General features: G+C 58.8%; 23 protein-coding genes. 16 read left to right on the forward strand and 7 right to left on the reverse strand.

All coding sequences use genetic code 11. The features are described 5' to 3' along the window. Together B5F98_RS04435 and B5F98_RS04440 are read left to right on the forward strand one after the other, a co-directional pair. Entirely contained in the window at window positions 1-1062 is a 1062-nt protein-coding gene (locus tag B5F98_RS04435) for a hypothetical protein (RefSeq protein WP_087232650.1), read from the forward strand. Continuing rightward, window positions 1053-1745, forward strand: coding sequence for an ABC transporter ATP-binding protein (locus B5F98_RS04440; RefSeq protein WP_087232647.1), 693 nt, complete (start codon window positions 1053-1055; stop codon window positions 1743-1745). Before B5F98_RS04435 ends, B5F98_RS04440 begins: the two co-directional genes overlap by 10 nt. 76 nt (window positions 1746-1821) lie before the next feature. Here B5F98_RS04440 and B5F98_RS04445 read toward each other — a convergent pair whose 3' ends face one another. From B5F98_RS04445 to B5F98_RS04460, 4 genes are all read right to left on the reverse strand, one after another. Then, window positions 1822-2091 carry a HAMP domain-containing histidine kinase gene (locus B5F98_RS04445; protein ID WP_206418091.1) on the reverse strand — a complete coding sequence of 90 codons (270 nt, stop codon included), beginning with the start codon at window positions 2089-2091 and terminating at the stop codon, window positions 1822-1824. Between the two features lie 105 nt (window positions 2092-2196). Continuing rightward, window positions 2197-3312, reverse strand: coding sequence for a DHHW family protein (locus B5F98_RS04450; RefSeq protein WP_087369855.1), 1116 nt, complete (start codon window positions 3310-3312; stop codon window positions 2197-2199). A gap of 14 nt (window positions 3313-3326) precedes the next feature. Then, window positions 3327-4727 carry an MBOAT family protein gene (locus B5F98_RS04455; RefSeq protein WP_087369857.1) on the reverse strand — a complete coding sequence of 467 codons (1401 nt, stop codon included), beginning with the start codon at window positions 4725-4727 and terminating at the stop codon, window positions 3327-3329. Window positions 4728-4878: 151 nt separating this feature from the next. Continuing rightward, entirely contained in the window at window positions 4879-5379 is a 501-nt protein-coding gene (locus B5F98_RS04460; protein WP_087369859.1) for a DUF4358 domain-containing protein, read from the reverse strand. 348 nt (window positions 5380-5727) lie between these two features. Between B5F98_RS04460 and B5F98_RS04465 the strand changes: the two genes are divergently transcribed. From B5F98_RS04465 to eno, 5 genes are all read left to right on the forward strand, one after another. Then, complete coding sequence (locus B5F98_RS04465; RefSeq protein WP_204210533.1) at window positions 5728-6216, forward strand: tRNA (cytidine(34)-2'-O)-methyltransferase; 489 nt, start codon at window positions 5728-5730, stop codon at window positions 6214-6216. Between the two features lie 282 nt (window positions 6217-6498). Then, window positions 6499-7692, forward strand: coding sequence for a phosphoglycerate kinase (locus tag B5F98_RS04470; RefSeq protein ID WP_087232633.1), 1194 nt, complete (start codon window positions 6499-6501; stop codon window positions 7690-7692). Window positions 7693-7876: 184 nt separating this feature from the next. Further along, entirely contained in the window at window positions 7877-8653 is a 777-nt protein-coding gene (tpiA, locus tag B5F98_RS04475) for a triose-phosphate isomerase (RefSeq protein WP_087232630.1), read from the forward strand. Between the two features lie 330 nt (window positions 8654-8983). Beyond that, window positions 8984-10507 carry a 2,3-bisphosphoglycerate-independent phosphoglycerate mutase gene (gene gpmI, locus B5F98_RS04480; protein ID WP_087369861.1) on the forward strand — a complete coding sequence of 508 codons (1524 nt, stop codon included), beginning with the start codon at window positions 8984-8986 and terminating at the stop codon, window positions 10505-10507. A gap of 93 nt (window positions 10508-10600) precedes the next feature. Then, window positions 10601-11902, forward strand: coding sequence for a phosphopyruvate hydratase (gene eno, locus B5F98_RS04485; protein WP_087369863.1), 1302 nt, complete (start codon window positions 10601-10603; stop codon window positions 11900-11902). A 476-nt stretch (window positions 11903-12378) separates the two neighbouring features. Here the strand turns inward: eno and B5F98_RS04490 are convergent, their stop codons facing one another. Next, complete coding sequence (locus tag B5F98_RS04490; RefSeq protein ID WP_087369865.1) at window positions 12379-13818, reverse strand: trypsin-like peptidase domain-containing protein; 1440 nt, start codon at window positions 13816-13818, stop codon at window positions 12379-12381. A 399-nt stretch (window positions 13819-14217) separates the two neighbouring features. Between B5F98_RS04490 and B5F98_RS04495 the strand changes: the two genes are divergently transcribed. Then, the gene (locus B5F98_RS04495) at window positions 14218-14493 is read left to right on the forward strand and encodes a helix-turn-helix transcriptional regulator (RefSeq protein WP_087369867.1); all 276 of its coding nucleotides are present in this window, start codon (window positions 14218-14220) and stop codon (window positions 14491-14493) included. Between the two features lie 63 nt (window positions 14494-14556). Here the strand turns inward: B5F98_RS04495 and ytvI are convergent, their stop codons facing one another. Continuing rightward, the gene (gene ytvI / locus B5F98_RS04500; RefSeq protein ID WP_158099778.1) at window positions 14557-15717 is read right to left on the reverse strand and encodes a sporulation integral membrane protein YtvI; all 1161 of its coding nucleotides are present in this window, start codon (window positions 15715-15717) and stop codon (window positions 14557-14559) included. 174 nt (window positions 15718-15891) lie between these two features. Between ytvI and B5F98_RS04505 the strand changes: the two genes are divergently transcribed. The 6 genes from B5F98_RS04505 to B5F98_RS04525 all read left to right on the forward strand — a co-directional run bounded on the left by B5F98_RS04505 (window position 15892) and on the right by B5F98_RS04525 (window position 19979). Next, a complete protein-coding gene (locus B5F98_RS04505; RefSeq protein WP_087232688.1) occupies window positions 15892-17631 on the forward strand; it encodes an ABC transporter ATP-binding protein in 1740 nt (579 codons plus the stop codon). Continuing rightward, entirely contained in the window at window positions 17628-18419 is a 792-nt protein-coding gene (locus tag B5F98_RS04510) for a YlmH/Sll1252 family protein (protein ID WP_087369871.1), read from the forward strand. Before B5F98_RS04505 ends, B5F98_RS04510 begins: the two co-directional genes overlap by 4 nt. 21 nt (window positions 18420-18440) lie before the next feature. Beyond that, window positions 18441-18647 (forward strand): DUF896 domain-containing protein, encoded by a 207-nt coding sequence (locus B5F98_RS04515; protein WP_087369873.1) that lies wholly within the window; start codon window positions 18441-18443, stop codon window positions 18645-18647. Between the two features lie 159 nt (window positions 18648-18806). Next, window positions 18807-19346, forward strand: a complete 540-nt coding sequence (locus tag B5F98_RS04520) for a hypothetical protein (RefSeq protein WP_087369875.1) — start codon at window positions 18807-18809, stop codon at window positions 19344-19346. Beyond that, entirely contained in the window at window positions 19294-19545 is a 252-nt protein-coding gene (locus B5F98_RS12920) for a hypothetical protein (protein ID WP_158099779.1), read from the forward strand. Before B5F98_RS04520 ends, B5F98_RS12920 begins: the two co-directional genes overlap by 53 nt. 14 nt (window positions 19546-19559) lie before the next feature. Next, window positions 19560-19979, forward strand: coding sequence for a protein-export chaperone SecB (locus B5F98_RS04525; RefSeq protein ID WP_158099780.1), 420 nt, complete (start codon window positions 19560-19562; stop codon window positions 19977-19979). 88 nt (window positions 19980-20067) lie between these two features. Here B5F98_RS04525 and B5F98_RS04530 read toward each other — a convergent pair whose 3' ends face one another. After that, a complete protein-coding gene (locus B5F98_RS04530; protein WP_087232605.1) occupies window positions 20068-20283 on the reverse strand; it encodes a cold-shock protein in 216 nt (71 codons plus the stop codon). A 276-nt stretch (window positions 20284-20559) separates the two neighbouring features. Here B5F98_RS04530 and B5F98_RS04535 point away from each other — a divergent pair, with 276 nt between their 5' ends. Further along, a complete protein-coding gene (locus B5F98_RS04535; RefSeq protein ID WP_087369879.1) occupies window positions 20560-21696 on the forward strand; it encodes a cysteine desulfurase family protein in 1137 nt (378 codons plus the stop codon). Window positions 21697-21720: 24 nt separating this feature from the next. Next, window positions 21721-23112, forward strand: coding sequence for an MATE family efflux transporter (locus tag B5F98_RS04540; protein WP_087369881.1), 1392 nt, complete (start codon window positions 21721-21723; stop codon window positions 23110-23112). Window positions 23113-23146 lie beyond the last annotated feature (34 nt).

The following is a 23146-nucleotide window of genomic DNA, read 5'->3' on the forward strand; positions in this document are numbered from 1 at the left end:
ATGTTTGGACAAATGTGGGCCAGCCTCATGGACCATCCTAGACATGCCCTAAAACTGATGATACAAATGGCACTGGTACTTGTCTCCTGCAATATTTTGATGGTGCGGCTGCTTCCCACGCTGCAAACGGCTTATTGGGCACAACGTATGGGAGTAAGCAACTTGATGTGGACCGATACGCCCGCAGCCGAGCCTCTAGAGAGCTTTCTTGACTGCGGCCAAGTGTTACAGTCCGACAGTTGCTACGACCCGGTCCTGGATCAGTCCGTCCTGTGTCAGCCCATATCTCAGGAAACGCTGGATTCCCTGTCACTCCCCTTTGTCTCTCAACTCCCGGCCACCCCCCAGAAAACGCAGGCCTATATTTCCCGTAGTTTGGCCCAGCAGTACCCCCTAGGCAGTCAGTTAGAGCTGGAGTTATGGGGTGTATCGGCCCAAACGCTGGAGGTGACAGTGGCCGGGGTTTTGGAGGGAGACTGGATGCCGGTACTCCCCTTCGCCATGGGGACGATCACCCCTGTGGAGCGTCAGCCAACCTCCATGCTGTTGGTATGTACCCCGGAGTCGGCATCCTGGTTTCAGCCTACGGGTATATACCTGTATCTGTCCCAAGAGGGGGGCGATGCTGCGCTGAACACCACAGGTACCGTCTTCACCGCCCAAGCTAGTCTGGACGAATATTTGCTGTCCTCCATGTTAGCTATGCACCGATCCATACTCATGTGTGGAGCCATGCTGTTGCTGTGTATCATCGGCTTTTCCGTGCAAATCTACCTTTCCATACACCGACAGCTCCGCACCTATGCCTTGTATTACCTCTGTGGGGCGAACTGGCGAAGCTGCATGCTCATACAGGCAGGAAGCGACCTGATCCTTGTCGCGGGTGCAGTTGCCGTATCCTGCCTCTTTCTCTCTTGGCGTCGTGCACTGCAAGGAACGACTATGGTAACATCCACGCTTTTGCTGCTCGCCCTGTTTGGCCTCCCCATGACACTGACATGGAGAAGCATGCATCGGCAGCAGCCCATCGATATCATCAGAAGGTGGCAAGAATGGCGCTGATACATCTGGAATCATTGACTAAAACATATGCTCCGAATACACAGGCCCAGGTGGAAGCTCTTCGGGGAATTTGTCTGGACATTTCGGAAGGAGAGTTCTGTGCCATCGTTGGAACCTCCGGCTCCGGAAAAAGTACGCTGCTGCATATTCTCGGCTGTTTGGATGTCCCCACCAGCGGCCGATACTATCTGGACAGTCAAGAGGTCTCCACCCTCAACGAACGCAAGCGGGCCAGGATTCGAAACCAGTACATCGGCATTGTCCTTCAGGAATTCGGACTTCTGCCCCAGCGGACCGTCATAGAAAATGTAGCCTTACCTCTATATTTCGACCAATCTGCCCACCTCTCTTATTCCCAGCGCAAACAACGGGTTCAGGAGGTACTAACCCAAGTAGGTTTGGAGTCCAAGCTCAACACGCTGGTCTCCCAGCTCTCCGGCGGACAGAAGCAGCGGGTGGCCATTGCCAGGGCCATCATCAATCACCCAAAGCTTCTCTTAGCCGATGAGCCCACCGGAGCCCTAGACCAGAAAACAGCAGGAGAGATTATGGAGTTGTTTTCCGCCCTGTCACACACCGGGGTCACCATTCTCTTGGTCACTCATGACAAGAACATTGCGCAGCAGTGCCGCCGGGTACTTCACATCGAAGACGGGCTGCTGGCAGATGCCGGACAACCATGAAAGAAGCCCATGCAGACCATGTCTATGGCCTGCATGGGCTTTGATTCTTTTCTCTCAAGCTGTAGCAACTACACTCCTACGCCATGGGCAGTTCCACCACCGTCTTGCCTCCGGGATTGGAGTATTTTCTGGCGTTATCCAGGAGGATGTCCACCACCTGGCGCAGCTCCACCTGATTGCCCCGCACGGTGACGTGCTCCTCCCCCCGGCTGTCCAGGGCCAAGCCCTGTTCAAAAAAGACCACCTCATAGCTCATGGTCTCCTGGTCCACCAGCTCGCCCAGGTCCACGTCCTCATAAGGTCGTGCACAGCGATGATGCCGTGGCAGCTGCTGCGGATGTGCCAACACCAGCTGTGACCGCCGCCCTGACCCGGGGTGTTCTCTCATATATCAAAACACTGACGCACAGTCCAAAGCGGTGGACTGTGCGTCAGGCAATTCTATGAAGTTTTAGCGGCTCATGACAAAGAGGTTGGACTCGGTGGAGAAGTTGGAGACAGAATAGAGCACCAACACCTGGTCGATGCCGTTTTCCTCCACATATTCCTTGACCGAGTTCAGGTTGTAGCGCACATCGAACAGGTGCACCTCCTGGTAGCTCTGGGCCAGGAAGGGAGCCAGGGAATCCGCGTAGGAGTCCCGGATCACCAGCAGCTTGCCGCCCTGGGCCTGGGGATTTTCCAACACGGCCAGAGGCTTGTTGCCCCCCAGGAACATGGAGTACTTGTCCTTTTTCTCCAAATAACTCTTGTCGTACAGCACCCCGGGCTCAGGCTGGCCCTTGGGATAGGCCGTCACGGTGATGCCCTCTTCGCTGACCCAGGTGTAGAGCTCGTCGGGTTTCACCCAGCCCGCTCCGCTGGAGGAGTAGGTGGTGCCGTAGAAGGAGTCGCTCACTCGGGTGGGCTCCCCTTCCGGGGTCACCGTCTCCACACCCATGGCCTGGTTCAGGGCCTCATAGCCCTGGAAGGCTCCGAAGAGGCTCCAGTGGTGGTCGGTGCGGTAGAACACATCGTCCCCGCTGAAGGCATCCCGCAGGTCAATGTCCGTCACGTCCTCCCCGGTGAGGTCCATGGACTCCTGAATGGTGGCCCCGTCGTCCACCAGGGGTGCCCGGTGGGGCAGGCGGTCGGCCCACACGTAGCTCTTGTCCGGGATGAGGGCGAAGTACACAGGTACCTCCACATTGGCCCCCAGCTGGTTGACGTAGCCCACCCGACGGGCCAGGTCGTCCTCCGATGGCTTGGTGTACTGGGCAAAGAGGGTCTGGCCATCGGTGCCCAGGTAGACCCCGTTGTTCTCCTGCTTGCCCACCAGCCGCTCGCACCAGGCCTTGAGCTGAATCCAGCCGTCCCGCAGGGGGAACTGGTCGATGACGTACTGCTCAAAGTCCTTCATAAACTCGCCGGACTTCAAGGTGGACAGCGTGGGGGCCTCGAACTTGGCCAGATAGCGGTTCTCCTGCTGGGAGAAGTCCCGGTCGGGGGAGATCAGAAGCGCCGCCCCAAAGCCAAAGATGAACACGCAGAAGAGAGCGGTAATGAATGCAGCATACTTTTTACTCACAGCGGTTCACCTCCTTAGAATCGGAAATAGAGGAAGGGGTTGTAGGTGCCGTCCACCAGATAGGCGGTGGCCACCACAAGGGCCAGGCACACCAGCACCGGCAGGGCGGGCTTCCACACCTTGGCGGGAATCTTGTACCACACCTTGGCCGCCAAGGGAGTGGCGGCCACACAGGCGACCACCAGCATGGGCAGGTAGTTGAAGAGGTAGTACAGGGCATCCCCATTCACCAGACTCACGCCAATGCCGAACATGGCCTTGAGGTAGAGGCCCATGGCGGTGAAGTCCTCCACGGCGAAGATGGCCCAGCCCACCACCACGATGAAGATCCCGTAGAGGTGCGCCAGTGCGGCGGGGGCTTTTTTCAGGTACTTGCCCAGCCACAGCTTTTCCAGCATGATGAAGACGAAATAGTACAGACCCCAGATGAGGAAGTTCCAGCTGGCCCCGTGCCAGATGCCGGTGGCGGCCCACACGATGAGCAGGTTGAACATCAATCGGCCCTTGCCCACCCGGTTGCCGCCCAGGGGGATATACAGATAATCCCGGAACCAGTTGCCCAGGGAAATGTGCCACCGCCGCCAGAACTCGGTGGCGGATTTGGAGATATAGGGGTAGTTGAAGTTCTCCATAAACTCAAAGCCCAGCATCCGACCCATGCCGATGGCCATGTCCGAATAACCGGAGAAGTCAAAGTACAGCTGGAGAGAGAAGGCAACAATGCCCAGCCATGCTCCCAGGGTGGTCAGCTCCGCCCCCGGTGTGGCCAGATACACGTCCCACAGCTTGCCCAGGTTGTTGGCCAGCAGCACCTTTTTGGCCAGACCCACGCAAAACCGCTGCACACCCAGGGCAAACCGCTCTACCGTGTGGTCCCGGTGCTCCAGCTGGGCATCCAGGTCCTTATACTGAAGGATGGGGCCGGCAATGAGCTGTGGAAACAAGGTGACGAAGGTACCGAAGGTGATGAGGTTCTTCTGCACCCGGGAGTCCCCCCGGTACACGTCAATGGTATAGCTCATGGTCTGGAAGGTGTAGAAGGAGATGCCGATGGGCAGCTCCAGCCCAAACTGGGGCATGATGTCCAGGCCCAATCCCGCCAGCGACTTGGCCAGGAAGTCCCAGTACTTGAAAAAGCCCAGCAGCGCCAGGTTGAACACCACCGACAGAGCCACAGCGATCTTGGCCCCCCGCTGGTTTTCCCTTTGTTTGCATCGGGTCACCACCAGGCCAAATACATAGTTGGCGGTGATGTTGACCAGCATGATGATGATATACACCGGCTCGCCCCAGCCGTAAAAAATCAGGTTTACCACCATCAGCACCAGATTTCTCCACTTCAAAGGAGAAATGTAGTACAAAAGCAGCACCATGGGCAGATATAAGAACAAAAAATAAGGGGTAGAGAATACCACGGCAGTCACCTCAGTTGACAAAATCGCTCTTTATAAGGTAACACGGGGTGCTGCCAAATGCAACACCCCGTGTGGGCCTGTTGGGTAGCCTGGCTAAATTTCTGCCAAATGCTCAAATTGTGAGGGCGCAACAGGCGGTTGACCGGAACAATTAGGCAAACAGGCCGTTGAAGGCCTCCACGATGGCGTCCTTGTCCTCGCTGACGATCACGGCCACGTAGTTGCCCTTCTCCACGATCTCGGCGTTGTTGGTCCAGATCTCAGCGGTCTCAGGATAGAAGGCGCCACCGCCCACCATGGCATCCATGCGAGCCTGGAAAATCTCCTTGACCTTGGCCACGTCATCGGCGTTCTTGGTCTGCACCAGCACCATCTCGGTGTTTTTAATGCCCATCATGGACACGTAGGGCAGGCACTGCTCCAGGTCCAGGTCGCTCAGGCCAACATAGCTGGTGTCCAGAATCTGCTTGCCCATGTCCTCGTTGGTGTCCAGCAGGGGGGGCATCAGCTGCTCGGAGACGTACTTCTCCGCAAAGGCGGCCAGGTCCACGGGCTCGGGAGTGGCGGTGGGCTTAGCGGCGGTGTTGCCGCAGGCAACCAGGGCGACGGCCATCATGGCGGCCATGGCAAGCGTCACGATCTTCTTCAACATGTTGCAGTTCTCCTTACTTTATATGTTTTCTAAATTTCTCTGGCGGGTCAGTCCTCCCTGTCCTCGCCGTACACTTGGACGCATGAGGCGGGCAAAAAGTTCCCTATCTGCACAAAATTTTTCACTTTCCATTTTCAGTAAGTATCTTGCAAGATGTAAAATCTATATTTTTGTTAAATTTTATCAATAGTTAAAATATGTATTGTTAAAAAATCCACTATTTTATGCGATTTTCATAGTTTTTTCTTTGGCTCGAAAAAAAGTTATTTTTTTTGCTGTTTTCCCCATTTTTTCTCTTGTAATTTGGTTCATAAACGAATATAATGTCCATGGTTGAAGGAGGAGATTATGGTCAATATTGTTTTGGTGGAACCTGAAATTCCACAGAATTGCGGAAATATCGCTCGCACTTGTGCAGCCACCCGCTGCCATTTGCATTTGATCGAACCTCTGGGATTCGACATCAGTGAAAAAGCCGTGCGCCGGGCCGGACTGGATTACTGGCCTATGGTGGAGTTGACGGTATACCGCGATTTGGACGACTTTTTCTCCCAACATCCCCAGCCCGAGCTGTGGCTGGCCACCACAAAAGCGCCCCGGGACTACTCCGATGTGTCCTTTTCCGACGGTTGTTGGCTGTTTTTCGGCAAAGAGACCGCCGGACTGCCCCAGTGGCTGCGGGAGCGCTACCGGGACCGCTGCATCCGCATCCCCATGCGGGAGGATGCCCGGAGCCTGAACCTGTCCAACTCGGTGGCCATCCTCACCTACGAGGCCTTGAAACAGCAAGGCTTTCCCGGCTTGTCCGGGAAAGGCTCGATGGCCAAGGCCGAGTAAGCCCGCCCCCGGCGGGCCGCCGCTGGTGCGGCGGAGCAGGACGGAATTCACTTCCGGCCTGCGCATATAAAATCCTCGGGGGTCCCCACAAAACAGGTTTTGTGGGGGTAGCCTGAAACAGCAAGGCTTCCCTGGTCTGTCTGGGACAGGCAGTATGGCTGAGGACGGATGATTTTTGTTCGCAATGGGATTGCGAAAGCGCAGGGTGTTCCCCACCCTGCAACCCAATTTTATATACCATTAAGGTAATATTTTCCCTGTTACTTTGAAAGGAGCCTGAACATGAACTACAACAAAAAGACTGTCAAGGATCTGGATGTAAAGGGCAAAAAGGTGCTGTGCCGCTGCGACTTCAACGTCCCCCAGGACAAGGCCACCGGTGCCATTACTGACGACAAGCGTATCGTGGCTGCTCTGCCCACTCTGAAGTACCTGCTGGAGCAGGGCGCTGCTGTCATCGCCTGCTCTCACCTGGGCAAGCCCAAGGGCGAGCGGAAGGAGTCCCTGACTCTGGCTCCTGTTGCCAAGCGCCTGAGCGAGCTGCTGGGCTGCGAGGTCATCTTCGCCAACGACACCATCGGTGAGGACGCCAAGGCCAAGGCCGCTGCTCTCCAGCCCGGTCAGATCATGCTGCTGGAGAACCTCCGCTTCGACATCCGCGAGGAGAAGAACGATCCTGAGTTCGCTAAGGCTCTGGCTGATATGGCCGAGGTGTACGTGTCCGACGCCTTCGGCACCGTGCACCGCGCTCACGCCTCCACCGCCGGCGTGGCCGCTTACCTGCCCGCCGTGTCCGGCTTCCTGATCGAGAAGGAGCTGGAGATCATGGGCGGCGCTCTGGCCAACCCCAAGCGTCCTCTGGTTGCCATTCTGGGCGGCGCTAAGGTCTCTTCCAAGATCGGCGTCATCAACAACCTGCTGGACATCGCTGACACCATCATCATCGGCGGCGGCATGGCCTACACCTTCATCAAGGCTATGGGCGGCACCGTGGGCACCTCCCTGCTGGAGGAGGACCGTCTGGACTACTGCAAGGAGATGATGGCCAAGGCCAAGGAGAAGGGCGTGAAGTTCCTGCTGCCCGTGGACACTCTGTGTGCTGCTGAGTTCTCCGCTGACGCCACTCCCGAGCTGGTGGACACCATGGCCATTCCCGACGACCGCATGGGCATGGACATCGGCCCCAAGACCATCGCTCTGTTCTCCGACGCCGTGAAGGACGCCGGCACCGTGATCTGGAACGGCCCCATGGGCGTGTTCGAGTTCCCCGCTTTCGCTGAGGGCACCCGCGCTCTGGCCAAGGCTCTGGCCGAGACCAACGCCATCACCATCGTGGGCGGCGGCGACTCCGCTGCTGCTGTGGCTCAGCTGGGCTTCGCCGACAAGATGACCCACATCTCCACCGGCGGCGGCGCCTCTCTGGAGTTCCTGGAGGGCAAGGAGCTGCCCGGCGTTGCCTGCCTGCTGGACAAGTAATTAACGAAGCGTTGAGGATAGACGCATAGGGGAGCTAAACCCAAAGCGGATGGGCAAAGCCCAGGGGTGGCGCACTTACCGCCCCGGGTTTGCCCGAAGTCGGCGGGTTTAGTGACCCGGCCATGCGTCCAATCCGAGCGTGACAATATGCTCGACCCCTATACAGAAAGGACGACTCAATCTTATGAACCTGAAATATCGTAAGACCATCATCGCCGGCAACTGGAAGATGAACAAGACCCTGTCCGAGACCCGCGCCTACGCCGAGGCCATCAAGCCCCAGCTGGGCAAGCACAAGTGGTGCGAAGTGGTGCTGTGTGTTCCCGCTGTGAACATCCCCGGCGCCGTGAAGCTGTTCAAGGACACCCGTCTGGCCATCGGCGGCGAGAACTGCCACTACGAGGCCTCCGGTGCTTTCACCGGTGAGGTCACCGTGGAGATGCTCAAGGAAGTGGGCGCCAAGTACGTCATCATCGGCCACTCCGAGCGCCGTCAGTACTACAACGAGACCGACCTGACCGTCAACAAGAAGGTCCACGCCGCCCTGGAGGCCGGTCTGCGTCCCATCGTGTGCGTGGGCGAGAGCCTGGAGCAGCGCGAGCTGGACGTCACCGAGGAGCTGATCACCTATCAGGTGAAGATCGCTCTGGCTGGCCTGACTGAGAGCCAGGTGCGCCGCGTGGTCATCGCCTACGAGCCCATCTGGGCCATCGGCACCGGCAAGACCGCCACTGCCGAGCAGGCTGGCGCTGTGTGCTCCCACATCCGCGGCGTGATCCGCAAGCTGTACGGCGCCCGCGTGGCCCGTGCCGTCACCATCCAGTACGGTGGCTCCATGAACGCCAAGAATGCCGCTGAGCTGCTGGCTCAGCCCGACATCGACGGCGGCCTCATCGGCGGCGCTGCCCTGAAGCCCGACGACTTCATGGCTATCATCAACGCCGCTAACCAGGAAGCGTAAGGATAGACGCATAGGGTCGCTAAGCCCAGAGCGGATGGGCAAAGCCCAGGGGCGGCGCACTGACCGCACCGGGTTTGCCCGGAGTCGGTGGGCTTAGAGGCCCGGCCATGCGTCCAATCCGAGCGTGACAACAGGAAGCGTAAGGATAGACGCATAGGGCCGCTAAGGACAGAGCGGATGGGCAAAGCCCAAGAACGGTGTACCTTCCGTTCTGGGTTTGCCCGGAGTCGCCGGACTTAGGGGCCCGGCTATGCGTCCAATCCGAGCGTGACAACAGGAAGCGTAAGGAACGACGCATAGCCAAACACTTTGATATTGTGAGGCTTAGTCATGAAAACTCCTACTACTCTCATCATCATGGACGGCTTCGGCATCTCCTCCTGCCAGAACAAGCCCGGCGACAACGCCATTGCCGCTGCCAAGACCCCCAATCTGGACAAGATTTTCGCTGAGAATCCCCGTTGCTGCCTGTCCGCCTCCGGCCTGGACGTGGGTCTGCCCGACGGCCAGATGGGTAACAGCGAGGTGGGCCACACCAACATCGGCGCTGGCCGCGTGGTGTTCCAGGACCTGCCCCGCATCTCTCTGGACATTGAGAAGGGTACCTTCTTCCAGAACGCTGCCTACGTGGGTGCCATGGACGCCTGCAAGGAGAAGGGCACTGCCCTGCACCTGTACGGCCTGCTCAGCGACGGCGGCGTGCACTCCCACATCACCCACCTCTTCGCTCTGCTGAAGATGGCCAAGGAGCGTGGCCTGACCAAGGTCTACGTCCACTGCTTCCTGGACGGCCGTGACGTGCCCCCCTCCTCCGGCAAGAGCTACGTCGAGCAGCTCCAGGCCAAGATGAAGGAACTGGGCGTGGGCCAGATCGCCACCGTCATGGGCCGCTTCTACGCCATGGACCGTGACAACCGCTGGGAGCGCGTGGAGCGCGCCTATCAGGCCATGGTCTACGGTGAGGCTCCCTTCTGCGCCGATGCCGCTCAGGCTGTGCAGGAGTCCTATGACAAGGGCGTCACCGACGAGTTCATGGAGCCCGTGGTGTGCACCAAGGGCGCCGAGATCGGCGAGGGCGACTCCATCATCTTCTACAACTACCGTCCTGACCGCGCTCGCGAGATCACCCGCAGCTTCGTGGACCCCGAGTTCACCGGCTTCGAGCGCAAGAAGGGCTTCTTCCACGTGCAGTACGTGTGCACCACCGAGTATGACGCCACCATGCCCAACGTGGTGGTGGCCTACCCCCGTGAGAAGCTGTCCAACATCTTCGGCGAGTATATCTCCCGCATGGGCCGCACCCAGCTGCGCATTGCTGAGACCGAGAAGTACGCTCACGTCACCTTCTTCTTCAACGGCGGCGTGGAGCAGACCTTCCCCGGCGAGGATCGCTGCCTGATCCCCTCCCCCAAGGTTGCTACCTATGACCTGCAGCCCGAGATGAGCGCTGCCGAGGTCACCGAGGAGTGCGTCAAGCGCATCGAGAGCGGCAAGTATGATGTCATCATCCTCAACTACGCCAACTGCGACATGGTGGGCCACACCGGTGTGTTTGACGCCGCTGTGAAGGCCGCCGAGGCCGTGGACACTGGCGTGGCCAAGGTTGTGGCTGCCACTGCTGCCATGGGCGGCGTGTCCATCATCACCGCCGACCACGGCAACGCCGAGCACATGCTGTCCGAGGACGGCACCCCCTTCACCGCCCACACCACCAACCTGGTGCCCTGCTGCCTGGTGGGTGCGGACGTGAAGCTGCGTGACGGCCGCCTGGCCGACCTGGCTCCCACTATGCTGGATCTCATGGGCCTTGAGAAGCCTGCTGAGATGACTGGTGAGACCCTGATCGTCCACTGAGCACCACTTTTGTGGTTATCCGGCGGACAGGCCCGCCTGGACCTGTCCGCCTGAAGATAACATTCTCTACGATTTGAAAGGAGATTGATTCCCATGAAAAACATGATCGAAATCGTTGACGTCGTCGCTCGCGAAATTCTGGACTCCCGCGGCAACCCCACCGTTGAGGTTGAGGTGACCCTGGACGACGGCACCGTGGGCCGTGCTGCTGTGCCCTCCGGCGCTTCCACTGGTATCTACGAGGCCTGCGAGCTGCGTGACGGCGACAAGAGCCGCTACATGGGCAAGGGTGTGGAGAAGGCTGTTGCCAACGTCAACACCGAGATCGCTGAGGCTCTGATCGGCATGAACGTTCTGGATCAGCCCGCCATTGATAAGACCATGATCGACCTGGACGGCACCCCCAACAAGACCCGTCTGGGCGCCAACGCCATCCTGGGCGCTTCTCTGGCCTGCGCTAAGGCCGCTGCTCAGTCCCTGGGCACCAGCCTGTACAACTACATTGGCGGCGTGAACGCTAAGATCCTGCCCATGCCCATGATGAACATCCTCAACGGCGGCGCTCACGCCACCAACAACGTGGACATCCAGGAGTTCATGATCATGCCCGTCTCCGCTCCCTCCTTCCGTGAGGCTCTGCGCCGCTGCGCCGAGGTGTTCCACACCCTGAAGACCGTTCTGAAGGAGAATGGCACTCCCGCCGCTGGCGTGGGTGACGAGGGCGGCTACGCTCCCAACCTGAAGAAGGACGAGGACGCTCTGAAGGTGATCGTCCAGGCCATCGAGAAGGCCGGCTACAAGCCCGGCGAGGACTTCATGATCGCCATCGACGCCGCCGTGTCCGAGTGGTACAACGAGGAGACCGGCTGCTACGACCTGCCCAAGGCCAAGAAGACCATGACCAAGCAGCAGATGGTCAACATGTGGAAGAAGTTTGCCGACAACTACCCCATCATCTCCCTGGAGGACGGCATGGGCGAGAACGACTGGGAAGGCTGGGGCATGCTCACCAAGGCCATCGGCGACCGCGTCCAGCTGGTTGGCGACGACCTGTTCGTGACCAACGTGTCCCGTCTGTCCACCGGCATTGAGAAGAAGGTTGCCAACGCCATCCTGATCAAGGTCAACCAGATCGGCACCCTGACCGAGACCCTGGACGCCATCCAGATGGCTAACCGCGCTGGCTACACCGCCGTCGTCTCTCACCGTTCCGGCGAGACCGAGGACACCACCATCGCTGACATCTCCGTGGCTCTCAACGCTGGCCAGATCAAGACCGGCGCTCCCAGCCGCACCGACCGTGTTGCCAAGTACAATCAGCTGCTCCGCATCGAGGAGGAGCTGGGCGATGCCGCTCAGTACCTGGGCCGCGACGCTTTCTTCAACCTGCGCTAATCGGTCATTTCCAATGACGCAAACCCCCCGGCTCTCATGTGAGAGCCGGGGGTTTTTAGCATGTCGAAAAAATGCCAGCATTTTTTCGAGGAAATGCAGCGGGCTGAGAAGTGTTTTTTTCGATGCGCATGTCCTCGAAAAAAACAGGATTTCAATTTATTTTCCCATCTACGGATGGGAAAACTCTGCCGAGGGCTAGTGACAGAGGGAACGCCCTCTTTTAAAGTCCCATTTATCGGACTTCCTCTGTGGTACACTTTCATCATCAAAGAAGAACGCCTGAACCCAGGCTTGAAAGGAAGTGTCCCGCCATGTATGAGCTGGAGTATGTCAGAGGTCATGTAGAAGTGTTTTTCAACGGAGAATTCTGCTTCTCCGCCGACAATCGGCGGGAAGCGGAAGCAGAGCTGGCCATGTTACAGAGATAAAAAAACAGCAGCGAGAGGTTCCTCTCGCTGCTGTTTTGATGTGTCGGATTAGTGGCCGAAGTAGTAGTCCCAGGGATCGAAGTAGCCGTCCTGCATGCTGGTAGTCTGCTGGGGGGCGGGGTCCTGCTGGGTCTGGCTGTTCTGGGTGTTATTCTTCTCCTCGTCGAAGGTGATGTTGAGGGTCAGGGTCTCGCCGGCCCGGTACACCTCCAGAGTGGTGCTCTCGCCGGCCTTGAACTGGTTCTTGGCGGCGTTGAGCTCGGCCACGGTGGTGACGGCGGTGTCGCCCAGCTTGGTGATGATATCGCCCTGCTTCAGGCCTGCGGTCTCGGAGCAGGAACCCTCATTGACGGCATTGACGTACACACCGGAGGGCCAGCCGAAGGCCTTGGCGTAGTCCTCGGTGACTTCCACGGCGGTGATGCCCATGGAGGGACGTCCGGTGACATAGCCGTACTGGATGAAGTCCTGGATCATATCAATGACATCGTTGATGGGGATGGCAAAGCCGATGCCCTCAATGGAGGCGGAGCTGGTGTCGCCGTTGTTAGAGTACTTGGCAGAGGTGATGCCCACCACACGGCCATACTGGTCAAACAGGGGGCCACCGGAGTTACCGGAGTTGATGACACAGTCAGTCTGAATCATGTTGATGATGGTACCGTCGCTCATAGTCACGGAACGGCCCACACCGGAGACATGACCGGAAGTCTGAGAGAAGGACAGGGTGCCCAGAGCGTTGCCGATGGTGGACACCTGCTGGCCCACCACCAGGGAGTCGGAGTCGCCCAGCACCACAGGCTTCAGGCCGCTGATGCCGTCGATCTTCAGCACGGCCACATCGTTGGTCTCCTCGCCGCCGATGAGGGTGGCGTCGTACTCCTCGCCGTTATTCAGGGTCACCTTGATGGCGTTGGCCCCGTCAATGACGTGGTAGTTGGTGACAATGTAGCCGTCCTCGGAGAGGATGAAGCCGGAGCCGCTGGAGGTGCCGGTGTACTGCTGCCAGCCCTGCTGCACCGTCACTTGGCAGGTGACGTTGACGCAGGAGTCGGCGTAGGAGGCGTAGAGCTCCTCCAGGGTCATCTCCTTGACCCCGTCCGCCTGCTGCACATTCACCTGGGTGCCCTGGGTGGTGTTCTGGTAGATGGTGGTGCCATCGGAGCTGCCGCCGCCCAGTCTGTCATAGAGGGCAGCGCCACCCAGGCCTGCGCCGCCGCCCACCAGGGCACAGCACAGGACCAGAGCCACCGCCCGGCTGGCACCCTTCTTCTTGGGGGGCTTGGGGGCGGGGTTGACGTGGAAGTTGGAACCGGTATCGTTGTTCTCGCCGTTGGGCGTCCAGCTATATCTGTAAGCTCCGTCGTCATTGGGGCCGCTGCCCTGAACGAACTTGGGGTTCTGATTCTCACCGTTAAAGCCGTTGGAATCCAAAGGCTGGAACCCGTTGTCGAAGCCGTTCTGATTGTTATTATTTTCTTCAAACATATGGATCGCTCCTTGTTTTTTGATCTGAACAAAGGGTACTAAATAATTATGTCCAGATTATGACATGAATTCAAATTGATTATAAACAAACGCAAAAATTTGGCAAGGGCCTGTTGCAGCAATGCTACTTCTCAAAAATGCAAGCATTTTTTCGAGGGGATGCAGCCCGCTGCATGCATAATCGGGTCAAAGGGCGACCCGATTCCACACTGGCGGGCTGAGAAGTGTTTTTTTCGATGCGCATGTCCCCGAAAAAAACAGATTTCAATTTATTTTTCCATCTGCGGATGGAAAAACTCTGCCGAGGGCTTTTTTAACGTTGCAAGATAATCTGTCCTTCTTCCATTGACATATGGGTTTTTGAGCGTCTAAAGGGCCTGTTGCAGCGAGGCCGTCACCATCCAGGACCTGGCCAACTGGCTGGGCCTGGAGCGCACCTATCTGTATCGGCTGTTCAAGTCCATGGTGGGCATGTCCCCCCAGGCCTATCTGCTGGACGTGCGCATCCGCCAGGCCTGCACCCTGCTGACCCACTCGGATTTGACCATCACCAACATCGCCCGCTCGGTGGGGTATGAGGACTCCCTGTACTTCTCCCGCCTGTTCCACCGCAAGAAGGGCCAGACCCCCAGCCAATACCGGAGCACCCACCAGAGCCCCGAATCAAATGCCTAAAAAGGGCAAAAAATACTGCAACCCTCCTCCGAACTCGGGAGTCTGGTTGCAGTATTTGTTCTCTTATTTCCGGTGTCCGCTTTTCAGGATGGCGGCCACGTCGGAGGCGGCGGCGGACAGGTCTGCCATGACGGGAGAGAAGATGCCCAGCTTGGTCAGGTTGATAAACACCAACAGCAGCAGCGGGCCCACGATCATGCCCAGCACGCCCCCCAGGAGCATACCCACATAGATGCCCACCAGGGAGAGGATGGGGGACAGACCCGTCTGATCGCCCAGAATCTTGGGCTCGCCCAGGCGACGGAACAGGGCGATGATGCCCCAGATGATCATGAGCTGGGCGGCGTGGGTGTAGTTCCCGGTGATGATATCCACCACCGCCCAGGGCACCATGATGGTGCCGGAGCCGATGATGGGGATGAAGTCCAACACCGCAAAGCCCAGGGCCAGCAACAGGCCGTAGGACTGCCCGATGAAGAAAAAGCCCAGGGAGAGGATGAGAAACACCACAAAGGAGATAATCAGCTGGCTCTTCAGATAGCCGCCGAAGGCCTCCATGAAGATGCGCCGCACCTCACCGCAGAAGCTGCGGGCGGGGGCGGGCACCCGGTCGGTGATGAAAAACCGCAGCCGGGGATAGTCGGCGGTGATGAAGTAGGTGGCCATCAAAAACACGATGGTGGCCACCACAAAGGAGGACACCTGGCCCACCAGGGAGGGGGCCCGGTCCGCCACCACCTTCAGCCAGCCGGACACGTCAATGTCCCGCACCCAGGTCTCCACCAGCTGGGCCAGCCGCTCTCCGGCGTTGTAGGCTCCCCCGGGGAGCAGCTCCCCGAAGCCACCCAGCCAGTCCACCACCTCGTCCAGGTTGGTGAGCACGCTGTCCACAATGCCGCCCCAGTTCTGGAACAGGGCCTGCACCTGGTCCACAGCCATCCAGGTCAGCGCCCACAGCGCACCGCCCACCAGGCCGAATACCACTATGAGCAGCGTCATGGTGATGATACCCCGGGAGATGGACAGCTTCTTTTGCAGCCAGCGCACCAGGGGATTGAGCATCCAAGACAGCACCAGGGCCAGCACAAAGGGGCTCAGCCACGACAGCAGCGGCAGCACGCCAAAGCGCAGGGCCAGCAGAGCCAGCACCAGCAGCACAGCCCGCACGCCCAAACGCAGCCACAGTTCCCCCCGCTGCTTCCAGGTCAGTTGAATGGGTTCCAAACACACCACTCCTCTCCACAGGCCCGCCGTCCGTCAGAGCCCATTTGATCACGGTTGCACAAATTTTACCTTGCAAGTCATGATTATACTCCCAGTCCGCCGCATTGACAACCCCAAACCCCTCAGGTATACTAATTTAATATGATTTTAATGGGAGGAATGATCGTGGATCGTATGAAATTTCAGAGAAGCCATGTGTCTATCTTTTTGTCCTACTACAAGCCACACCTGCACCTGTTTTTGCTGGATATGGCCTGTGCGTTGGGCATCGCCCTGATCGACCTGGCTTTCCCCTACCTGTCCCGGCTGTCCATGCAGGAACTGCTGCCCCAGAACCTATTTGGGGCCTTCTTCGGGGTCATGGGCTGTCTGCTGGCGGCCTATCTGCTGCGGGCGGGGATGTACTACATCGTCACCTATCTGGGCCACATGATGGGGGTGCTCATTGAGGCGGACATCCGCCGGGACCTGTTTGGACACATGCAAAACCTGTCCTTCTCCTTCTATGACAAAAACCGCACGGGCCAGCTGATGAGCCGGGCCACCACCGACCTCTTTGAAATCACCGAGCTGGCCCACCACGGTCCCGAGGACCTGTTCATCTCAGTGATTACCCTGGGCGGCGCCTTCTGCCTGATGCTCACCATCCAGTGGAAGCTGGCCCTCATCGTCTTTGCCGTGGTGCCCCTGTTTGTGATCTTCACCATCTTCCAGCGTCGGCGGATGATGAAGGCCTCGGTGCAGGTCAAGCAGAACATGGCGGGCATCAACGGCCAGCTGGAGTCCTCCATCTCCGGCATGCGCACCGCCAAGGCCTTCGCCAACGAGGAGCAGGAGAATCGGAAGTTCCAGCAGTCCAACAACCAGTTCAAGGGAGCCAAGCGGGACTACTACAAGGCCATGGCCACCTATATGGCGGGGCTGGAGTTCGCCCTGCCCGCCATGAACGTGCTCACCATCACCGCTGGCGGCTGGTTCATCCTCCAGGGTGAGATGAACTACATTGACCTCATTACCTTCGCTCTGTATATCTCCACCTTCCTCACCCCCGTGCGCAAACTGGCCGCCTTTGTGGAGCAGTTCCTCAACGGCATGGCAGGCTTCAAGCGGTTTGTGGAACTGATGCGGGTGGAGCCTGCGGTGCAGGACGCCCCCGACGCCGTGGACATGGACACCGCCAAGGGAGACATTCTGGTGGACGACGTGTCCTTCTCCTACGAGGACGGGGAGACCGTGCTGGACCACGTGTCCATCCACATCCCCCAGGGGGAGACCGTGGCGGTGGTGGGCCCCTCCGGAGGCGGCAAGTCCACCCTGTGCCAGCTCATCCCCCGCTTCTATGACGTCACCGGGGGCCGCATTCTGGTGGACGGCATGGATGTGCGCCACCTCACCCAGCAGTCCCTGCGCCAGAACATCGGCATCGTCCAGCAGGACGTATTCCTCTTTGCCGGCACCATCTACGACAACATCCGCTACGGCAAGCCCGACGCCACCCAGGAAGAGATCATGGAGGCGGCAAAGCGGGCGGAAATCTACGACGATATCATGGCCATGCCCGACGGCTTCCAGACCTATGTGGGCGAGCGGGGCGTCATGCTCTCCGGCGGCCAGAAACAGCGGGTGTCCATCGCCCGGATTTTCCTGAAAAATCCCCCCATCCTCATCCTGGATGAGGCCACCTCCGCCCTGGACTCGGTAACCGAGGCCCGCATCCAAAGCGCCTTTGACGAGTTGGCCAAGGGCCGCACCACCCTCATCATCGCCCACCGGCTGTCCACCATCCGAAACGCCCACCGCATCATTGTGGTGGACGACAACCGGATTGTGGAGGAGGGCACCCACCAGGAGCTGCTCCAGAGCGGCGGGGAGTACGCCCAGCTGTACAACGCCCAGAAGAGTGTATCCGTATGAATAAAACCGAACTGTTAAACAAATTCGCCAAGGACGGGGAGCAGCGCACCCAGCTGGCCCGGGTCCTGGACCAGATGCAGCGGGCCGACACCCGGTCCATCCCCTGCGCCACCCAGTTTCTCTCCCCCGCCCTGCGGGCCAGCGTGGAGCTGCTGCTGGACGCCTGCGGCCACCCCAAGCACCGGTTCTGCGGGGGCTACGAGGACGCCGAGCGCACCGTGTGTGTCTTTCTCCCCCACTGGCAGGAGACGGAGGACTACGTGGCCGAGGAGGAGCTGGCGGCGGTGTCCGCCGCCTTCCCCCGCCAAGCAGACCTCACCCACCGGGACATTCTGGGCGGCCTCATGGGCATCGGCATCACCCGGGAGAAGCTGGGGGACATCCTCATGGGAGACCATGAGGCCCAGATCGTGTGCCTGCGGGAGGCCCTGCCCATTGTGCTCTCCCAGTTCAGCCAGGCGGGGCGGTATCCCCTGAAGCTCCAGGAGATCCCCCTGTCCCAGCTCTCCCCCGCCCCCCAGACTGTGAAGGAGATCCACGACACCGTGGCCACCCTGCGGCTGGACGCCGTGGTGGCCTCCGGGTTCTCCCTGTCCCGGTCCAAGGCGTCCCAGCTCATCACCACCGGACGGGTGTCGGTGAACCACCTGGAGTGCCTGAAAACCGACCGCCTGGTGGAGGAGGGAGACGTGCTCACCTGCCGGGGGCTGGGTAAATGTGTGTTAGCTCAGGTGGGAGGCCAGTCCCGGAAGGGGCGGGTCATCCTCACCTTGCACCGCTATGTATAAAAGGACAGGAGGAACACCCCCATGACCGAAGAGAAAATTGCCCGCATCAACGAGCTGGCCCGCCGGGTCAAGGCCGGAGAGACCCTGTCTCCCGAAGAGCTGGAGGAACGGGCCGCCCTGCGGAAAGAGTACATCGACAGCGTGAAGGCCAGCCTGGTGGGAAACCTGGAGAACACCTATCTGGTGGACGAGAAGGGCAACAAAGTGAAGCTGCCTAAGAAAAAGTGAGCTATGACGACACCCCTCTGTGCATTTCCTTTGTTGCATTTTTCCCTAATTATGCTATAATCGACTTAGTAAGTTATCACTCTGTTTTAAGATTGTGTGGGAGATACTGTGACAAGGAATAGGATAGAAGGGTATCACGGCACAACCAAGGCCAATGCCATGGACATCTTATCTCAAAACCACTTTCGCAACAGCACAAAGAACAATGAATGGCTAGGTACTGGTGTATATTTTTTCGCCTACGCCGGGCACGCTAAGTGGTGGTGTTCCCACGCTCGTTTTGCAAATTGCGAGACAGTTATTTTACAGGCAATTCTGGAATATCGTCAGGAGCAACTGCTGGATTTAGATGACCCCTCTACCCTAGCAAAAGTGAATCTGTTTGTGAAAACAGCGTTAGAACATGCAAATGAGCTGGGCCTTTCTCTGGGGATTGTGGAGTTTTCCTCCTATTCCAAAGAGAAACGATGGAATTTCACCTGTAACCTAGTGCGTAAATTGATGCCTGAAATCGGAATGATTACAAAAACCTTTTTCCCAAATCACTCCACCCCCGAGCCAACTCGCTTTCCCTGCGCACAACGACAAATTTGTGTCTCTGACCATGGTATTATTATGTCTGTATCAGAATATAAGGAGGTGTCGTGTGATGAATCTGGATTTGGCCTTATCCCGCCTGAAATCTATGAGTTCACATGATTTGGAAGCCGCTATTCGCTCGGCTATGGAGGAATCCGGGATTCCTGTTGATCCAACTCCGTGTGCATTTCATTTTGTCCCCCTTTCCATGTCCGATTGCGAAGAGGTTACACATGCTTTGGCAGTTGAGCACTTATGTTCCAGCACTCAAAATTATCCCTATCAACAGCATGCGGACATGCTCTGGATTGCTGCGTAAAGCGAGGAGCTTATATGAATCACGAGACGTCAATTCAAAATTCTCAAAGTGTGTTGCATTTGAAACAGGTCTTTTTTGATCACCTGGAGTTTGTACGCACCGGATTTCCCCATGCTTCCCAACAGGATGTAAAGGTCAAAGTAGGGACGGCAATCAATAAGCAATCTGACAATCAATACCAGGTCTCTCTAAGCGTACACGCTGATCGGCCAGGTGAGTTTCAGTCCCATGTGCAAATCAGCGCACTGTGTGAGATTCAGGACGATGATATCCGGACTGAGACGATTCTAAAGAAAAATACCGTTGCCATCCTGTTCCCCTACGTGCGCTCTGCCTTCACATTGCTCACCGCACAGCCCGGGATGGAACCTGTGGTCCTCCCCGCTTTGAACATTAACGCTCTGATCGATGAGCTGGAGCAAAAAGAATCTTGATGTTCATTTATTTCTCTTCAAAATTTTGTTTGCAAACTAAAAATTGCCGTCTGCTCGGCGTGAGCAGACGGCAATTTTTTGGGTTTTATTACTCGGCCACGGCCACCACGTTGGTAGCACGCACGCCCTTAGCGCCGCGGGGATCGGGCTCGGTCTCGAAAGTGACCTTCTGGCCCTCCAGCAGCTTCTTGTAGCCCTCAGCCACGATGGCGGAGAAGTGCACGAACACGTCCTCGCTGCCGTCGTCGGGGGTGATGAAGCCATAGCCCTTCTCAGCGTTGAACCATTTGACAATACCGGTCATGTGGGATTCCTCCTGAATCAAAAATTGCGGTTTTGAGGCAAAAGAGAAGCCCAACCCTTTCATGTACGAAAAGGGTGGGCGCAACAGTTCATACATCAAAACAACGTGATTATTATAGCATTGCCTCCCCAGAGGTGTCAAGAATTTTCCTGTCGCACCCTGTCTGCTCCACCCCAACATTCTCCCCCTCTGGGGTGTTGACATTTCCCCTGTCCATCAGTAGAATGTTATCTGCTCGTTTGCAAATATTATATTAATGTAAGAAGGTCTGTATCTATGTCCGTCACTTACTTCGATTATGCCGCCACCACCCCCGTCTCCCCCCAGGCCATGGAGGCCGTGATGGAGGCCCTGCAACACTTTGGCAACCCCTCCTCCCGCTACCCTCTGGGCCGGGAGGCCGCCCAGGGGGTGAAGACCCACCGGGAGACGGTGGCCCGTGCTCTGGGCTGCACGCCCCAGGAGGTGTACTTCACCTCCTGCGGCACCGAGGGCAACAACTGGGCCATCCGCCGAGGGGTGGAGCTGAACCGCCGGAAGGGCAAGCACATCATCACCACCGCCATTGAGCACGCCGCCGTGCTGGAGACCTGCCGGGACCTGGAGCGCCAGGGCTATGAGGTGACCTACCTCAAGCCGGATCGGGAGGGCCGCATCAACCCCCAGGACCTGGCCGCCGCCCTGCGCCCGGACACCGCCCTGGTGTCCATGATGCTGGTGAACAACGAGGTTGGTTCCGTGCTCCCGGTGGCCCAGTGTGTGAAGCTGGTGAAGGCCTATGACAAGACCATTCTGTTCCACTGCGACGCCGTCCAGGGCTTTTTGAAGGTACCCTACACCATGGCCTCCCTGGGGGCGGACTTTGTGTCGGTGAGCGGCCACAAGATTGGCGCCCCCAAGGGCATTGGCGCCCTGCTGGTGAAAAAGGGGGTCCGTCTCACCCCCTACCTCACCGGAGGCGGGCAGGAAAACGGCATGCGCTCGGGCACCGAGCCCACCGCCCAGATCGCCGGGTTTGCCGCCGCCTGTCAGGCCACCATGGCCCAGACCGACCGCCTCCCCCGCACCGCCGCCATCAAGGCCTACACCCTCCAGAAGCTGCACGAGGCGCTGCCCCAGCTGGAGGTCATCACCCAGGGGGACGCCCCCCACATCTGCGCCGTCACCCTGCCCGGGTATAAGAGCGAGGTGGTGGTGCGGGTGCTGGGGGATGCGGGCATCTGCATCTCCTCCGGCTCCGCCTGCCACAAAGGCAAGCCCAGCCACGTCTTTGCCGCCCTGGGGCTGCCCAAGCCCTGGCTGGACGGGGCGCTGCGCCTGTCCTTCTCCCCCGCCTCCACCCAGGAGGAGGCGGACCGACTGGTGGCCGCTCTCAAAGAGGCCGCCGCCACCCTGTTTACCACCCTGTCCTAATCTTATCGTACTGCGAGGTCTGTTATGCGTTCCTTCTTCCGACGGGAGCCGGGCTTTTACCGCCATCTGGTGGCCCTGGCCCTCCCCATCCTCATTCAAAACCTCATCACCAACTCCCTCGGCCTGGTGGACACCTTCATGGTGGGCACCCTGGGCGAAGGCCCTCTGGCGGGCGTCACCCTGGCCAACATCCCGGTGTTTGTCATCCAGCTGATGATGTTCGGCATCCAGAGCGGCTCGGCGGTGCTCATCAGCCAATACCGGGGCAAGGGAGACTATGCCTCCATCAACCGGGTCATTGGCATCGGCATGTATGTGGCCGGGGCCATCACCCTGGTCTTTGCCCTCATCACGGGCTTTGCCACCCAGCCCTTCATGAGCCTGTTCGGCAACGACCCCGACGTCATCGCCACCGCCGCCCGCTATGCCCGCATTGTGGGCTGGTCCTACTTCTTTGACAGCTTTGTCCAGGTGTATATCGGGGCACACCGGGCCATGGGCAAGCCCAACCGAGGCATGTATATCCTGGCGGTGTCCATGCTGGGCAACACCTTCCTCAACTGGGTGTTCATCTTCGGCAACCTGGGCGCTCCCCGCATGGCTGAGGAGGGCGCAGCCCTGGCCACCCTGCTGGCCCGTATTCTCTCCTGCTCCATTGCCGTGGTGTGGGCCATCCGGGACCGTGGCTTCCGCATCCAGCCCGCCATCTTCTTCCGCCCCGGCCTGGAGATGACCCGGCGGTTTATCCGCTTCTCCACCCCCGTGATGTGCAACGAGACCTTCTGGGGCCTGGGCACCTCCCTGTTCCCCACCATCATGGGCCATATGGACGGGTCCAAGGAGATTCTGGCCGCCTATGCCATCGCCGGCAACATCACCAACCTGTGCACGGTGGGCGTGTTCGCCATCGGCGGCACCGCCGCCATCCTGGTGGGGCAGGAGATCGGCTCGGGGCGCACCGACCAGGTGTTCAGCCTGGGGGCGCTGCTGGATGTGCTGGCCTTCACCTTCGGGCTGGTGTCGGGAGGCGTGTTCCTGCTCATCCTCTACTTTATCATCGCCCCCTACCTCTACCCTCTCTTCCACCTGTCCGCCCAGGCCGGGGACATCTGCACCATGATGCTCACGGTGGTCTTCTGCTTCATGCCCCTGCGCTCCTTTGACACCACCAACATCGTGGGCGTGCTCCGGGGCGGCGGTGACGTGCGCATGGCCACCCTCATCGACCTCTCCCCCCTGTGGCTGGCCGCCATCCCCCTGGCCGCCCTGTCCGGCCTGGTGTTCCAGCTGGGCATCTTCTGGGTGTACCTGTCCATGATGAGTGAGAACATCATCAAGTGTATCTTCGGCCTGCGCCGATTCCTCAGCGCCCAGTGGATTCACGACGTGACCATCGTGTCCTTTGAAAAGGAATAACCAAGATATGAAAAAGCCGGAGTCAGGACAGACC

The sequence above is a fragment of the Pseudoflavonifractor sp. An44 genome, from assembly GCF_002161675.1.
GTDB lineage: Bacteria > Bacillota > Clostridia > Oscillospirales > Oscillospiraceae > Enterenecus > Enterenecus faecium.